Origin of the sequence: Sandaracinobacteroides sayramensis (genome assembly GCF_022014495.1) — a bacterium.
Taxonomy (GTDB): domain Bacteria; phylum Pseudomonadota; class Alphaproteobacteria; order Sphingomonadales; family Sphingomonadaceae; genus Sandaracinobacteroides; species Sandaracinobacteroides sayramense.
In genome coordinates, this window is sequence record NZ_JAKLSQ010000017.1 from 1 (window position 1) to 14,855 (window position 14,855).

At 67.5% G+C, this 14,855-nt stretch carries 11 protein-coding genes and 1 tRNA gene; 10 read left to right on the forward strand and 2 right to left on the reverse strand.

Annotated elements, in window-relative coordinates:
- Positions 1-488: 488 nt before the first annotated feature.
- Positions 489-1,511, reverse strand: coding sequence for a helix-turn-helix transcriptional regulator (locus L6Q21_RS12635; RefSeq protein ID WP_237831127.1), 1,023 nt, complete (start codon positions 1,509-1,511; stop codon positions 489-491).
- Positions 1,512-1,654: 143 nt separating this feature from the next.
- On the opposite strand from L6Q21_RS12635, the gene L6Q21_RS12640 reads away from it, so the two are divergent.
- The 4 genes from L6Q21_RS12640 to L6Q21_RS12655 all read left to right on the forward strand — a co-directional run bounded on the left by L6Q21_RS12640 (position 1,655) and on the right by L6Q21_RS12655 (position 4,750).
- On the forward strand, positions 1,655-2,350 hold the full coding sequence (locus tag L6Q21_RS12640; protein ID WP_237831128.1) for an energy transducer TonB: 696 nt from the start codon (positions 1,655-1,657) through the stop codon (positions 2,348-2,350).
- Positions 2,347-3,123: an STN domain-containing protein gene (locus tag L6Q21_RS12645; RefSeq protein WP_237831129.1), complete on the forward strand. Its 777-nt coding sequence runs from the start codon at positions 2,347-2,349 to the stop codon at positions 3,121-3,123. Before L6Q21_RS12640 ends, L6Q21_RS12645 begins: the two co-directional genes overlap by 4 nt.
- A 46-nt stretch (positions 3,124-3,169) precedes the next feature.
- Positions 3,170-3,715: an RNA polymerase sigma factor gene (locus L6Q21_RS12650; protein ID WP_237831130.1), complete on the forward strand. Its 546-nt coding sequence runs from the start codon at positions 3,170-3,172 to the stop codon at positions 3,713-3,715.
- A gap of 75 nt (positions 3,716-3,790) precedes the next feature.
- A complete protein-coding gene (locus L6Q21_RS12655; protein WP_237831131.1) occupies positions 3,791-4,750 on the forward strand; it encodes a FecR family protein in 960 nt (319 codons plus the stop codon).
- 525 nt (positions 4,751-5,275) lie between these two features.
- Here L6Q21_RS12655 and L6Q21_RS12660 read toward each other — a convergent pair.
- Positions 5,276-5,362 (reverse strand) — tRNA-Leu (locus tag L6Q21_RS12660).
- Positions 5,363-5,497: 135 nt separating this feature from the next.
- On the opposite strand from L6Q21_RS12660, the gene L6Q21_RS12665 reads away from it, so the two are divergent.
- From L6Q21_RS12665 to gltB, 6 genes are all read left to right on the forward strand, one after another.
- On the forward strand, positions 5,498-6,457 hold the full coding sequence (locus L6Q21_RS12665) for a complex I NDUFA9 subunit family protein (protein WP_237831132.1): 960 nt from the start codon (positions 5,498-5,500) through the stop codon (positions 6,455-6,457).
- A gap of 53 nt (positions 6,458-6,510) precedes the next feature.
- Positions 6,511-7,317 carry an undecaprenyl-diphosphate phosphatase gene (locus L6Q21_RS12670; RefSeq protein WP_237831133.1) on the forward strand — a complete coding sequence of 269 codons (807 nt, stop codon included), beginning with the start codon at positions 6,511-6,513 and terminating at the stop codon, positions 7,315-7,317.
- A gap of 159 nt (positions 7,318-7,476) precedes the next feature.
- The gene (locus L6Q21_RS12675; RefSeq protein ID WP_237831134.1) at positions 7,477-8,955 is read left to right on the forward strand and encodes an NAD(P)-dependent oxidoreductase; all 1,479 of its coding nucleotides are present in this window, start codon (positions 7,477-7,479) and stop codon (positions 8,953-8,955) included.
- Positions 8,952-9,545 carry a DUF2059 domain-containing protein gene (locus L6Q21_RS12680; RefSeq protein ID WP_237831135.1) on the forward strand — a complete coding sequence of 198 codons (594 nt, stop codon included), beginning with the start codon at positions 8,952-8,954 and terminating at the stop codon, positions 9,543-9,545. Before L6Q21_RS12675 ends, L6Q21_RS12680 begins: the two co-directional genes overlap by 4 nt.
- Position 9,546: 1 nt before the next feature.
- On the forward strand, positions 9,547-10,107 hold the full coding sequence (locus L6Q21_RS12685) for a DUF2059 domain-containing protein (protein WP_237831136.1): 561 nt from the start codon (positions 9,547-9,549) through the stop codon (positions 10,105-10,107).
- A gap of 33 nt (positions 10,108-10,140) precedes the next feature.
- Positions 10,141-14,697 carry a glutamate synthase large subunit gene (gene gltB / locus L6Q21_RS12690; protein ID WP_237831137.1) on the forward strand — a complete coding sequence of 1,519 codons (4,557 nt, stop codon included), beginning with the start codon at positions 10,141-10,143 and terminating at the stop codon, positions 14,695-14,697.
- Positions 14,698-14,855: the final 158 nt, after the last annotated feature.

Below are 14,855 nucleotides of genomic sequence, written 5' to 3' on the forward strand. Positions count from 1 at the left end.
ACCGCGGACAGGCTCAACACCGCCGTCAGCACGGCGAGGCTGCAGCCGTGCCGCCACATGTGTTTCCTGAACTTCAAAACCTTCACCCCCCGCCGAAAACGCCGCCTCGGCCATGAACCGGACGGCGAACGGTCACACTCGTCGCTAGGTGGACGCATGAGCAGCCAAGGCTGCAACGCAGCGTCCCGATGACCCGACTTGCAATCGGCGACGACGAAGATTCGATCAAGTTTAATTGGGGGTCGAAACGAGATCGGATGCGTTTTGGCCGGGTTTGACCAAAAAGAATTACGCTTCTGTTACGATAATTTGGATTGAATGTCAGAACTCAACTGAGCATATGATGAAAATGACTGACACAGTTACAATCAAAGAAGTTGATTCGGAAAGGGTATTTATTGCGCAAAGCCATATTATTCGCACCATCTACTGATAGTGAGACCATCTATATTTGTGCAAGGGGATGCAGCGTCATGCGCTGCCGGGTCCTACTCCGCCAGTTGCACCGCCCTCGCTCTCGTCTGACTGGGGGATTCCCCATAACGCCGCAGATAGCCGCGCGAGAAACCGGCCGTGTCCGCGAACCCTGCCGCATGGGCGAGATCGGCGACCGAGCGGCTCTCGCGTACGCTTGCGAGCCGCTCGCGCGCCCAGGTGAGGCGCACGTTGCGGATATATTCCTTGACCGTGATGCCCAGGCAGGCCCGGAATCCCTTGCGCAGCGTTCCGCCCGTCACGCCGACCATCGCGGCGAGGCTCTCAACATCGAACGTCCGGCAATGATCGCTGCGGATCAGACGCATCGCATCGCCCACCGCCCGCACCGGCTGGACAATGGCCTCCCGTTCCGGGCTGGCCGCAATGCGCTGCGCCAGCGCCTGGTAGAACGCCGCCTCGGCCGCGAAGCTTGCGGCGCCATGCAACGGAAAGCCGTGGCCGCACAGCACCCCGATCCGGTCGATCGCGCGCTCGAGCTGACGGCAATCGTCCACCGGCGGCAGCAGATTGGCAGCCGCGCCGAGGCGGCGCCCATCGTCGAGCAGCGTGCTGGCAGCGGCATTCAGATCGTCGCGCTTCAGATAGACGATAAGCGCGACCGTGCCGGCCCGCCATGCAACGCTCAGCCGTTCCTGGCCGGCGCACAGAAAGGGCGTCTCGGCCCGGCAGGTCAGTGTTTCCTCGCCCATGGCAAGTCCCGCCGGTCCGTTGAACGACACCAGAAGAAGCGCCCGTGCGCGGGGGATGAGCAGGTCGGTGGTCGTTTCTTTCGCGAAATAGCGCAGGTCGGCGATCAGTTCGCCGACATGGATGCGATAGCGCAACAGGCCGCGGCCGCTGGCGGCGCTGACAACGGAGGCGCGCAAGTTGGCGCCGGACGCGGCGCCGAGGGGCTCGCGCACGAGGACAAGATCGCGCGAGGCCTCCCGTTCCGGCCGCAACGCGAGCGGCGCGGACAGCCTCTGCCTGACCGCGGAACCGTCTTCCCTATAAGCGCCCGACCCGAAATCCATCTCATGCCCCTTCATCTTGAGAGACACCGGCCGCGCAAATCGACGCGACGATTTTCGCATTTTTTCCCGGGCGCGATCACAAACTGCGGAAATTCCGGCGTTTTTGGCGATGACCCGAATAGGTCACGGGAATGACGCAATAGATGTCATTGATCATGACCTTCTCCAGACCGTCCTTTTTCCCGGACCGCGCCTTCGGCCTGTGCTGTTCGCTGGCAATTCATGCCGCGCTCGGCCTGGCCCTGATCTGGCCGTTCACCGGGCCGACGGCCCAGCGCCGGAACGCCGCGCGCGGGGAGAATGTCGTGGTGGTCGAACTGCTTCCCCTGCCGTCCGGCGAGACGGCCAATGCGGGCGGTGACCGGAAAACCATGATGCCGCAGGACAAGCCAAGCAGCACCGCGCTGCCGTCGGACGGGCGCCACGGCCGGGATCGGCAAACCCCGCCCGTCGGCGGGGCATCGCCGGAGAGCGGCCAAACCCCCGGCCAGGGATCCGCTCGCGAGACCGCCGCCCGCGAAGCGACCGAAGGCGTAGCGGCCATGTCGGGCACCTCGCTCCAGTCCTTCCGCTCGCGGCTCCTGCGTCATATCGAGCGCCACCGCCGCTATCCGCCGCAAGCCCAGCTCGCCGAGATCGAGGGCGTCGTTCAGGTTCATTTCGTGATGAACCACAAAGGCGAGGTGCTCGACATCTGGATCGAGATGAGTTCCGGATCGAAGCTGCTCGACGACGAGGCGATCGCCGCGGTCATGCGCGCGCGGCTCCTGCCGCCACCGCCCGCCGATTGGCCCGGCAGCTTCGGCGTGACCCTCCCGATCGGGTTCTCCCTGAAATGAGCGCCCGCGGCGCCAGCATCGACCATGGTCGCCCGGTTGCCGCACCGAGGCCGGTATCGGCGCCGCGCCGGCGCCTGCCGGCAATTGTCGCGCCGTTCCTCGCCCTGCTCTTCATCGCACCCGCGGCCGCCAATGACGACGGATCGCCGGCGGACGTGCAGCGCTACGACATTCCCGCCCAGCAACTCGGCTCCGCGCTCAGCCGCTACACGGCGACCAGCGGCGTCGATTTCGTGCTGGACGAGAGACAGTCCGAAGGCCGCCAGTCATCAGAGGTGATCGGAACCTACACGCCGCCCCAGGCGCTCCATATTCTCCTTCAGGGAACCGGCCTCGTGGCCCGGTTCACCAGCCGCAAATCGGCGGTCATCATGCCGGTCGCCCGCGCCCACGATCCGCTGCCGCCCGCTCCGAACACCGGCGGCATTGGCGCCGGCAACGTGGTCATGCTCGATATGATGCGCGTCACGGCGCCGCGGCTGATCGGCTCGGAAGACCCGTCAGCCAATCTCCGGTTCGTTCAGAGGGTCGCCGCGACAATCCATGCGGCCATCCTCGATGCCGGCCTCGCCGAGCGCGGGGCTGGCGCCAGCCTTCGGATACAGACGCGGATTTCCGAGGACGGCACCCTTCACGATGTCCGGATCGCCAGAGCGAGCGCCGACCCGAAGCGCGACGCCAGCATCGTGGCGCTCCTCGAGGGAAAGCGGCTCGATCTTGTTCCGCCCGCGCGGATGCGCCAACCCCTGCTGTTCGACGTGGCGGGCCGATGAGCGTCGTGACGGCCGCGGCCAACCCCTTTACGCGCGGAGCCGGGCGATGACCGGTTCGACGCGCTCCCATTTGCGCCAGGTGCTCGCCGAGCAGTATCGCCTGTTGCTTCAACGCCTCTCGCAGCGGCTCGGCTCTGACAGCCTTGCCGAAGAAGCGCTGCACGAGACCTGGATCCGTCTCGGGCAGGGCAAGGACATCGATTCCGTTTCCAACGAGCGGGGCTATGTGTTCCGCGCCGCGATGAACGCAGCATTGAACTTGCGGCGTTCCCGCGAGCGGCGCCATCGGGACGAAACGCTCGACATCGCCGAAGAGCAGGCCGACGAAGCCCCGGACGCCGAACGGCACGCGATCGGGAAAGAGGAAATCGCTGCGATCCTGCGCGCGCTCGATGAGCTGTCCGCCCGCCAGCGCGACATCTTCCTGTCCTGCCTTATGGACGGTGAGGAGACCGAACTGGTCGCCAGACGGCACAAGATCAGCGTGCGAACGGTGCAGAGCGACCTGCGAGGCGCCCTCGCGCACTGCGCCATCCGGCTCGGGCGAGGCGATATTCTCGCGGATCGCGGGTTCAAAGTGTCTAGGAAGTAGGAGCAGAGATTTCGTGGCAGGATTGCAGAAGACCATAGCGAATGGGGCAGGATGATCGTGGTTTCGCGTGACGGCATGAATCCTGATTTCGAGCCGGTCCGGTTCGAGGCGCTCGATTGGGCGTCGCGCTTCGCGATCGGCCCGGTCAGCGATGCGGACCGCCTTGAATTCGACGACTGGCGCGCCGCCAGTCCCGCCCATGCCGAAGCGTTCGAAGCGGCCGCGCAGTTCATCGAAGACCTGCGGGCGGCCGATCTGCCGCGCGATCGTGCCCGTTTCGCCAACGACAATGTATCGACAGCCGATGGTGGGGAGGCACGCCTCAACCGCCGGGCATTTCTTGGCGGCAGCGCGGTCGCCGCGAGCATCGCCGCCGGCGTGATCGCAGCGCAATCGCCTCTTGGTCTATGGCCGACGCTGGCAGAACTCCTGGCCGAAGAGCGGACCGGCATGGGCGAGCGCCGCCGTCTCACGCCGATGGCCGGCGTCGAGATCGAGATGAACGCCCGCTCCAGCCTCTCGCACCTCGACAATGGCGTGCGGCTGATCGCCGGCGAGATCTTCGTGGCAGTCGCGGAGCAAGGCGGCCCGTTCCGGGTCGAGGCGAACGGGATGACCTCAATCGCCCGCTCGGCGCAGTTCAACGTCAATGTGCTGGACCATGAGCTTTGCGTGACGTGTCTGGATGGCAGGCTGTCGGCGGAACGGGCCGGGACGAACGTCCGGCTTCAGGCGGGCGAAGCCGTCACCTTCCTGGCCGACGGCACCTTGCAGCAGGCCAAAGCGGATCGCGAGGCTGTCACCGGATGGCGGAGCGGCCTCCTCATGTTCAAGGGCACGCCGCTTGCGTCCGCAATTGGGGAGATCAATCGCTACTATCCCGGACGTCTCGTCCTGCGGGGCAGCACGCTTAACAATTTCCCCATCACAGGCGTGTTCCGGGTGAACCAGATCGAACTGGCGGTGGTCCAGGTTCAGCAATTGACCGGCGTCAGCGCGACCCGGCTTCCCGGCGGGGTCGTGCTCCTGGGCTGAAGCGGCCCGATACAGAAAGCGCGTCAACCGCGAACGTCAGACTAGGCCGCGCGCGCGCTCGGCCCGATGGCGGACGGGACCGTCCTCAATGTCCGCCTTTGCGCGCATGGCTGCCTTTCGCTTGCCGACGTTCGAGCGCGCAGGGGCGAGTGCCGTCCAGCCACGTTACAAGAATATTTCACTTTTTCGCGCCGCGCTGCGGGTCAGCATGTCTCTTGAACGACAGGTAAATGCATGAGGGGCAATTGTGTGCGTTCCGAGCAACGCCGCGCAGCGCCCCTTCGAACGAAGACCAGGGCTGGGGAGCCGGCGCACCGAACGATCACCGACCATTTTCGTGTCGATGTCTCTCAGCGCCATATGGGGGCACCAAAATCTGAATGAGCGGTGCAATTTGGGGCATATGCCGCCAGAATAGCCCGATTATTGGCGATCTTGCGCGTATGCCCCCGAAAGGTTCGGAGCCATTTTTCCCAGATTTCCTTGGTTTCTTCAACCGTTAGCGAACATCTGCGAACGGGAAAATGGTGCCCAGAAGAGGACTCGAACCTCCACGACCTTGCGATCGCCAGCACCTGAAGCTGGTGCGTCTACCAATTCCGCCATCTGGGCACGGGGTAGGCGCGCGTCGTTATGGGGCATCGGCCCGCTTGTCAATGTGAAGTTTGCGCGCAACCCCGAAAATCCGCCCGCCGGCCGCCCTCACGCGCATTGTCAATCGACACCCCCTGCGGCTAGGAGAGCGGCATGCCCATCGCCCCCTCCTCCCAGCCGCGCCTGGTGGCGCTCATCGGCGGCTCCGGCTTCATCGGCACCGCCCTTACCGAAGCCTTCGCCGCCCTCGGCTGGCGAGTCCTCGCCGTCTGCCGCAACCCGGAGAATGCGCGCCACCTGAAGCCGCTGGGCGACCTCGGCCAGATCGGCGCCCGCGCCGGAGACGTGCGCGACGAAGCCGGCCTGCGCACGGCCCTGTCGGGCGCGGACGCGGTCGTGAACCTCGTCGGCATCCTGGAAGAGAAAGGCGGCCAGCGCTTTGCCGACATCCATGTGCGGGGCGCGGCCAATGCCGCCAACGCCGCACTTGCGGCCGGCGCCCGCGCCTTCGTGCAGCTTTCCGCCATCGGCGCCAGCCCGCAAAGCCCGTCGGCCTATTACCGCACCAAGGCCGAGGGAGAGGCAGCCGTCCGCGCCGTCCTGCCCGATGCCGCCATCGTCCGCCCCAGCCTCGTCTTCGGCGCAGGCGACAGCTTCACCAACCGCTTCGCCAGCCTGATCGCCGCGGCGCCGGCAGTCCCGGTCATCGCGCCCGAGACCCGCTTCCAGCCCGTCTATGTGAACGACGTCGCCGCCGCGATCGTCGCCATCGTCGAGCGCCAGTTCATCGGCAACGCCGGCAAGCTGTGGGAACTGGGCGGCCCCGAAATCCTGCGCATGCGCGACCTCGTCGCCTTCATCGCCGAGGCGACGGGCCAGGAAAAGCCGCTGGTCGACACGCCGGACTTCGGCGCCCGCCTGCTTTCCAGCTTCGGCTTCCTGCCCGGCGCGCCGCTGACGCAGGACCAGTATCTGATGCTGAAGGCCGACAACATCCTCTCCGGCCAATATCCCGGCCTCGGCGATCTCGGCATCCCCGGCACGCCGCTGGCGGCGGTGGCCGGGCAGTGGCTCGGCCGCTACCGCACCGGCGGGCGCTTCGCCGTCGCCTGAGCGGGCGCCCTCAGCCAACCGCCGCGCCGCGGCCTCATATCCAGGGATCAAAGATGGACCCGATCGCCATCCTACAGGCCTTCCTGCTCGGCCTGCTCGAAGGGCTCACCGAGTTCCTGCCCGTCTCCTCCACGGGCCACCTCATCCTCGCATCCGAGCTGATGGGCTTCACCGGCGACGGTTCCGTCGCCTTCAAGATCGCCATCCAGCTCGGCGCGATCCTCGCCGTGCTGGTCGCCTATCGGCAGCGTTTCGCCCATATCGCCGCCGGCCTCGTCCGCCGCGATTCCGGCGCCATCGCCTTCACCCGCAACATATTGCTCGGCTTCCTGCCGGCGATGGTGGTGGGCTTCTTCGCCTATTCCAGCATCCGCCAGCTGATCGAAAGCCCGATGACGGTGGCGATCGCCCTCATCGTCGGCGGCATCGCCATCCTGCTGATCGAGAAGCTGGTGCCGCCGCGCATCGAAGGGCAGGTGGAAACCATGCCCTGGCGTACGGCGCTCGGTGTCGGGGTGGTGCAGTGCATCGCCATGGTCCCCGGCGTCTCGCGCTCGGGCGCCACCATCATGGGCGGGCTGCTGATGGGGCTGGATCGCAAGACCGCGGCCGAGTTCAGCTTCTTCCTCGCCGTTCCCACCATGGCCGCCGCCACCGTCTACTCGCTCTACAAGGAACGGCACCTGCTCGACGCCGACGACCTCGGCCTCATCGCCATCGGTTTCGTCACCGCCTTCGTCTCGGCGTTGATGGTGGTGCGCTGGCTGGTGGGCTTCGTCGGCCGGCACGGCTTCGCCCCCTTCGCCTGGTATCGGATCGCGCTCGGGTCTATCGCCCTTGTCTGGCTTCTGCTCAGATAGTCGCAAATCGGAACCATATTTTCACTATTGAGACGCATCTGCAAAAACTGTCGGCCAAAAAAGCAAAATAAAGGTCAGTATTACTGACCAATGCCCTCGCCAGAGGCTTTTCGGCCTGATAATTCCGCCGCGAAATGACTCGCGAACGGGGATAATCCAGTGGCCGGCTCACGCATGCTCAGCTTCATCCATCTCGACCAGGCCTTCCCCGCGAAGCGCCCGGCCCAGGATCGCGCGCAGGATTTCGACGAGATCAGCACCAGCTTCCTCACCGCCAAGGCCGAGGAGCAGGCGTCCCGCTGCTCGCAGTGCGGCGTGCCCTTCTGCCAGGTGCACTGCCCGCTGGAAAACCACATCCCCGACTGGCTGAAGCTCGCCGCCGAAGGCCGCCTGCGCGACGCCTATGAGCTCTCCGCCTCCACCTCCACCATGCCCGAGATCTGCGGCCGCATCTGCCCGCAGGACCGTCTGTGCGAGGGAAGCTGCGTCATCGAGCAGTCCGGCCATGGCTCGGTCACCATCGGCTCGGTGGAAAAGTTTCTCACCGACACCGCCTGGAAGGAAGGCTGGGTCGAGCCGCTGCAACCGCTGGCGGACCGCTCCGGGCAATCGGTCGGGATCATCGGCGCCGGCCCCGCCGGTCTCACCGCCGCCGAGCTTCTGCGCCGTCGTGGCTACAGCGTGCATGTCTACGACCGCCACGACCGCGCCGGCGGCCTCCTCATCTACGGCATCCCCGGCTTCAAGCTGGAGAAGCCGGTCGTCGAGCGCCGGGTGAAGCGGCTGGCGGACGGCGGGGTGAACTTCCACCTCTCCACCGAGATCGGCCGCGACATCTCCTTTGCCGAGCTCCGCCGCCGCCACGACGCGATCCTCGTCGCCACCGGAGTCTATAAGCCCCGCCCGCTCGGCCTTGCGGGCGCGGAGCTGCCCGGCGTGGTGAAGGCGCTCGACTATCTGATCGCCTCCAACCGCGTCGGTCTCGGCGACCAGGTGCCGGCCTATGAGTCGGGCGAGCTGAACGCGCTCGGCCGGCATGTGGTGGTGATCGGCGGCGGCGACACGGCGATGGACTGCGTCCGCACCGCCGTCCGCCAGGGCGCGGCCTCCGTCACCTGCCTCTACCGGCGGGACAAGGCGAACATGCCCGGCTCGGCGCGCGAAGTGCAGAACGCCGAGGAAGAGGGCGTCGAATTCCAGTGGCTGGCCGCCCCCGCCGCCTTCGAGCCCGGCGCCAACGGCCATGTCGCCTCGGTCCGCGCGCTCCGGATGCGCCTCGGCGCGCCGGACGCTTCCGGCCGCCGCGCCCCGGAACCCGAGCCCGGCTCGGACTTCCATCTGCAAGCCGACCTCGTCGTCGAAGCGCTGGGCTTCGACCCCGAGGACCTTCCCGCCGCCTTCCAGCAGCCGGACCTCGCCGTCACCCGCTGGGGCACCTTGAAGGCGCAGGCGGAACGGCTGTCCACCAGCCTTCCGGGTGTGTTCGCCGCAGGAGACATCGTGCGCGGCGCCAGCCTCGTGGTATGGGCGATGCGCGAGGGCCGCGACGTGGCCCGCGCGATGCACGCCTGGCTGCAAGCCCAGGCCCCCGAAACGGCGGCGCAGCCGCACGCGAAGGCCCTGAAGGAACCCGCATGACACGCTTCCAATCCACCCTGAAGGCAGGCACTCTCCCCCTCGCCGCCCTCCTCCTCTCCGCCAGCCTGGCGCTGCCGGCGCAGGCGCAAAGCGCCGAGGCGACGAAGGCGGCGACCGCGCTTGTCGAGGTGCTGATGCCCGCCGCCGCCGCCAAGGCCCAGCTCGACCGGCAGATCCAGCAGATGCGCAGCGGCGCCGGGCTTCGCGCCATGCTGTCGAACGACCCCCGGCTGAAGGCGGAGCTGGCGAAGAACAGCCCGGCCACCACCGCCGGCCTCGCCCGCATCGGCGCCATGCAGGCGGACACCGTCGCCCCCATCATGCGCGAGATGCAGGCGTCGGCCCGGCAGGAGCAGATCGCCTCCTTCGCCCGCAACTTCACCGCCGAGGAGCTGACGCAGATCGCCGCCTTCTACCGCACGCCGGCCGGCGCCAAATTCCTCTCCACCCAGGGCACGGTGGCGCAGGAAGTCGCCAAGGCCAATGCGCAGAAGTTCGGCCCGCGCCTGCAGGCGGCCGAAAAGTCCGTCGCCCCCAAGCTCGACGCGGAGCTTCGCAAGCTGTTCCCGGCGCAGGCGGGCGGCAAATAGCATGCTGCGCACCGCGCTCCTTCTCGGCCTCCTCGCCGCCGCCACTCCGGCGGCGGCGCAGGCCCCGGCTCCCCCGGCCCCCCAGACCGCAGACCCGGAGGCCGCCTTCAACGCCCTGCCCGAGGCCGAGCGGACGGCGAGGCTGGAAGCGGCCGGGCGGATGATGGCATCCGCCGACATGCAGGCGCAGATCCGCAAGTCGCTCGACAGCACCGTCGGCTATCTGATGCCGGTCTTCATGCGCGGCAACGAAGGCAAGCAGGGCGAGGTGGCGGCGATCGTCACCGAGGAGTTCCTCGCCGAGGCGAACAGGATGGTGCCGATGCTGGCCGAACAGGTCCGCCGCCGCCACGCCGAGATCTTCACCGCGGCCGAGCTGGACCAGCTCACCGCTTTCTACAGCTCCCCCATCGGCCGCAAGTTCACCGCCGTCTCGCCCGAGCTTCAGGCCCGGCTGATGCGCGACGGCGGCCCGGTGGGCGAAGCGGCGGCGCGGGCCGCGCTGCCGCGAATCATCGCCCGGCTGAAGGCCGCGCACCTCAACACCCCCACCCGCTCCTGAGCCCCCCGCTCCCAAGCCGCAACGGATACGCTGATGCTGAACCACCCCGCCAACATCCCCTCGCCCGGCGACCGTGAACGCGCCCGCATGGCGGCCGAAGGCCTTTACCGGCCGGAAAGCGAATCGGATGCCTGCGGCGTCGGCCTCGTCGCCGCCATCGACGGCCGGCCCAGCCGGCGGGTGGTGGAAGCGGGCGTGGCGGCGCTGAAGGCGGTCTGGCACCGGGGCGCGGTGGACGCCGACGGCAAGACCGGCGACGGCGCCGGAATCCACCTCGACCTTCCCGTCAGCTTCTTCCACGACTGCATCGACCGGGCCGGCCACACCCCGCGCCCCAACCTGCTGGCGGTCGGCATGGTCTTCCTGCCCCGCACCGATCTCGCGGCGCAGGAAAGCTGCCGCACCATCGTCGAATCCGAAATCATCGCCTTTGGCCACTTCATCTACGGCTGGCGGCAGGTGCCGGTCGACGTCTCGGTGATCGGCGAGAAGGCCGCCAGCCTCCGCCCGGAAATCGAGCAGATCATGATCGCCGGCCCGGAAGACACCTCCGAGGAAAGCCGCGCCGCCTTCGAGAAGGACCTCTACATCCTGCGCCGCCGCATCGAGAAGAAGGTGATCGAAGCCCAGATCCAGGGCTTCTACATCTGCTCGCTCTCCTGCCGCTCGATCATCTACAAGGGCCTGTTCCTGGCCGAGAGCCTGTCCGTCTTCTACCCGGATCTGAGGGACCCGCGCTTCGAAAGCCGCTTCGCCATCTACCACCAGCGCTATTCCACCAACACCTTCCCGCAATGGTGGCTGGCGCAGCCCTTCCGCTGCCTCGCCCACAATGGCGAGATCAACACCATCCGCGGCAACCAGAACTGGATGAAGAGCCACGAGATCAAGATGGCCGCCACCGCCTTCGGCGAGCATTCGGAGGACATCAAGCCGCTGATCCCGGCCGGCAGTTCCGACACGGCAGCGCTCGATGCGGTGTTCGAAGCCATCGTCCGCTCGGGCCGCGACGCGCCGACCGCCAAGACCATGCTCGTGCCCGAAGCCTGGTCGAAAGACGCGGACATGCCGCCCGCCCACAAGGCGATGTATGCCTATTTCGCCAGCGTCATGGAGCCGTGGGACGGCCCGGCCGCCCTCGCCATGACGGACGGCCGCTGGGTCGTCGCCGGCATGGACCGGAACGCGCTGCGCCCGATGCGCTACACGCAGACGGCGGACGGCCTCCTCATCGTCGGCTCGGAATCCGGCATGGTGCAGGTGAACGAGGAAACGGTCACCGCCAAGGGCCGGCTCGGGCCGGGCGAGATGATCGCCGTAGACCTTTCGGAAGGCCGCCTCTACCGCGACCGGGCGCTGAAGGACCTGCTCTCGTCCGCCCAGCCCTATGAGGGCCGCGCCGGCCAGTTCACCACCCTTGCCGACATCGCCGTGCCGGCGAACCTGCCGCCAGCCCCCATCGGCGCCGGCCTCCGCCGCCTGCAGATCGCCGCCGGCCTCACCATGGAGGATATGGAGCTGATCCTCTCCCCCATGGTCGACGACGCGAAAGAGGCGATCGGCTCCATGGGCGACGACACGCCGCTCGCCGTCATCTCCCGCAACGCGCGGTGCATGAGCCATTTCTTCCGGCAGAACTTCAGCCAGGTGACGAACCCGCCCATCGACAGCCTGCGCGAAAGCCGGGTGATGAGCCTGAAGACCCGCTTCGGCAACCATGGCAACATCCTCGATTCCGACGAGACGCAGCAGGGCGTGATGGTGCTGGAAAGCCCGCTCCTCTCCAACACCGAATGGCGCAGCCTGCAGGCGCATTTCCAGCATTCGGCCGCCGAGATCGACTGCACCTTCGACCTCGCCGAAGGCGCGGAAGGGCTGAAAACCGCCATCGCCCGCATCCGCGCCGAGTCCGAGGCCGCCGTCCGCCAGGGCAAGTCGCAGCTTTTCCTGACCGACGAGCACCAGTCGCCGGCGCGCTGCGGCGTCACCATGATCCTCGCCGCCGCCGGCGTGCACACGCATCTGGTGAGGAAGGGCCTGCGCACCTTCGCCTCCATCAACGTCCGCTCGGCCGAATGCCTCGACACCCATTATGTCGCGGTTCTGGTCGGCGCCGGCGCCACCACCGTCAACGCCTGGCTGGCAGAGGCCTCCATCGCCGACCGCCACGCCCGCGGCCTGTTCGGCGACCGGCCGCTCGCCGACTGCATCGCCCGCTACCGGAAGTCGATCGACGACGGGCTGCTGAAGATCATGGCGAAGATGGGCATCTCCGTCCTCTCCAGCTATCGCGGCGGCTATAATTTCGAAGCCGTCGGCCTCTCCCGCGCGCTGGTGGCCGATTTCTTCCCCGGCATGCCGTCGCGCATCTCGGGCGAGGGCTACACCTCGCTTTTCGAGGCCGCGCGCCAGCGCCACGACCGCGCCTTCGATCCCGAAGGCCGGCTCTCGGGCGCCGCCGCGCTCCCCATCGGCGGCTTCTACCGCTACCGCGCCGGCGGCGAGCCGCACGCCTGGGAAGGCCAGCTCATCCACACGCTGCAGGAAGCGGTGGCGACCGACAGCTACGGCCTCTACAAGCGCTTTTCCGAAGGCGTCCGCCGCCTTGCCCCCATCTACCTGCGCGACCTCCTGGAACTGAACTACGCCGCCGAGCCGCTGCCGGTGGAGGAAGTCGAGAGCATCGCCGAAATCCGCAAGCGCTTCGTGACGCCGGGCATGTCCTTGGGCGCCCTCAGCCCGGAAGCGCATGAGACGCTGGCCATCGCCATGAACCGCATCGGCGCCAAGGCCGTCTCCGGCGAAGGCGGCGAGGATTCGATCCGCTTCAAGCCCTATCCCAATGGCGACAACGCCAATTCCAGCATCAAGCAGATCGCGTCGGGCCGCTTCGGGGTAACGGCGGAATATCTCAATGCCTGCAACGAGATAGAGATCAAGGTGGCGCAGGGCGCCAAGCCCGGCGAAGGCGGCCAGCTTCCCGGCTTCAAGGTCACGGAAATGATCGCCCGCCTGCGCCACGCGACGCCGGGCGTCACCCTCATCTCGCCGCCGCCGCACCACGACATCTACTCGATCGAGGATCTGGCCCAGCTCATCTACGACCTGAAGCAGATCAACCCGGAAGCCAAGGTCTGCGTGAAGCTGGTCTCCTCGTCCGGCATCGGCACGGTGGCGGCCGGGGTCGCGAAGGCGCATGCCGACGTGATCCTCGTCTCCGGCAATGTCGGCGGCACCGGCGCCTCGCCGCAGACCAGCATCAAGTTCGCCGGCGCTCCGTGGGAAATGGGCCTCAGCGAAGTCAACCAGGTGCTGACTCTGAACGGCCTCCGGCAGAAGGTGAAGCTGCGCACCGACGGCGGGCTGAAGACCGGCCGCGACATCGTCATCGCCGCCATCCTCGGCGCCGAGGAATATGGCATCGGCACCTTGAGCCTCGTCGCCATGGGCTGCATCATGGTCCGCCAGTGCCATTCCAACACCTGCCCGATCGGCGTCTGCACGCAGGACGAGGCGCTCAGGCAGAAGTTCAGCGGCAGCCCGGAAAAGGTCATCAACCTGATGACCTTCATCGCCGAGGAAACCCGCGACATCCTCGCCCGCCTCGGCGTCCGTTCGCTCGACGAAGTGATCGGCCGCACCGAGCTTCTGCGCCAGGTCAGCCGCGGCGCCGAGCATCTGGACGACCTCGACCTGAACCCGCTGCTGGCCAAGGTCGACGCGCCCGATCACATGCGCCGGTCGGCGAAGGACGCGCCCCGCAACCCGGTCCCCGACAGCCTCGACGCCGAAATCCTGCGCGACGCCGGCCCGGTCTTCGACCATGGCGAGAAGATGCAGCTCACCTATTCGGTGCGCAACACCCACCGCGCCGTCGGCACCCGGCTCTCCGCCAAGATCACCCGCCGCTTCGGCATGCGGGGGCTGGCGCCCGGCCATGTGCATGTCCGCCTGCGCGGCTCCGCCGGCCAGTCGCTCGGCGCCTTCGCGGTGCAGGGCGTCCGCCTCGAAGTCTTCGGCGACGCCAACGACTATGTCGGCAAGGGCCTTTCCGGCGCCATCATCAGCGTCCGGCCGATGGTCTCCTCGCCGCTCGCCAGCCAGCGGAACGCCATCATCGGCAACACCTGCCTCTACGGCGCCACCTCGGGCGAGCTCTACGCGGCGGGTCAGGCCGGCGAGCGCTTCGCCGTGCGCAACTCCGGCGCCACCACCGTCATCGAGGGCTGCGGCGCCAACGGCTGCGAATATATGACCGGCGGCACGGCGGTCATCCTCGGCCCCGTGGGCGACAATTTCGCCGCCGGCATGACGGGCGGCATGGCCTTCGTCCACGATCCGGACGGCCATTTCGAGCGCAAGGCGAATCCGGAAACGGTCGTCTGGCAGCGCATCGAGACCGACCATTGGAGCGACGTCTGCCGCACCCTCATCGAGCGCCACGTCGAGCTCACCGGCAGCGCCTGGGCGCAATCCCTCCTCGCCGACTGGGACCGCACCCGCGCGCGCATCTGGCAGGTCTGCCCGAAGGAAATGCTGACCCGCCTGGCCAACCCGATCACCCAACCGGCCCTGGAGGCCGCCGAGTAACAAACACCCCACCCCTCCTCGTCACCCCGGGCTTGACCCGGGGTCCAGCTTTCCCCTGCCACAGCACCGGAGAGAAACAGCCGGACCCCGGGTCAAGCCCGGGGTGACGAGATTGCGGAGTTGCGCAGGAATCCCCTTGCACGCAGCGGTCGAGGTGG

Bases quoted from the DNA above. Each gene is read 5' to 3' on its own strand.
- L6Q21_RS12685 (WP_237831136.1), top strand. From the start codon at position 9,547: ATGCTGCGCACCGCGCTCCTTCTCGGCCTCCTCGCCGCCGCCACTCCG.
- L6Q21_RS12640 (WP_237831128.1), top strand. From the start codon at position 1,655: ATGTCATTGATCATGACCTTCTCCAGACCGTCCTTTTTCCCGGACCGC.
- L6Q21_RS12650 (WP_237831130.1), top strand. From the start codon at position 3,170: ATGACCGGTTCGACGCGCTCCCATTTGCGCCAGGTGCTCGCCGAGCAG.
- L6Q21_RS12645 (WP_237831129.1), top strand. From the start codon at position 2,347: ATGAGCGCCCGCGGCGCCAGCATCGACCATGGTCGCCCGGTTGCCGCA.
- L6Q21_RS12680 (WP_237831135.1), top strand. From the start codon at position 8,952: ATGACACGCTTCCAATCCACCCTGAAGGCAGGCACTCTCCCCCTCGCC.
- L6Q21_RS12655 (WP_237831131.1), top strand. From the start codon at position 3,791: ATGAATCCTGATTTCGAGCCGGTCCGGTTCGAGGCGCTCGATTGGGCG.
- L6Q21_RS12635 (WP_237831127.1), bottom strand. From the start codon at position 1,511: ATGGATTTCGGGTCGGGCGCTTATAGGGAAGACGGTTCCGCGGTCAGG.
- L6Q21_RS12670 (WP_237831133.1), top strand. From the start codon at position 6,511: ATGGACCCGATCGCCATCCTACAGGCCTTCCTGCTCGGCCTGCTCGAA.
- gltB (WP_237831137.1), top strand. From the start codon at position 10,141: ATGCTGAACCACCCCGCCAACATCCCCTCGCCCGGCGACCGTGAACGC.
- L6Q21_RS12665 (WP_237831132.1), top strand. From the start codon at position 5,498: ATGCCCATCGCCCCCTCCTCCCAGCCGCGCCTGGTGGCGCTCATCGGC.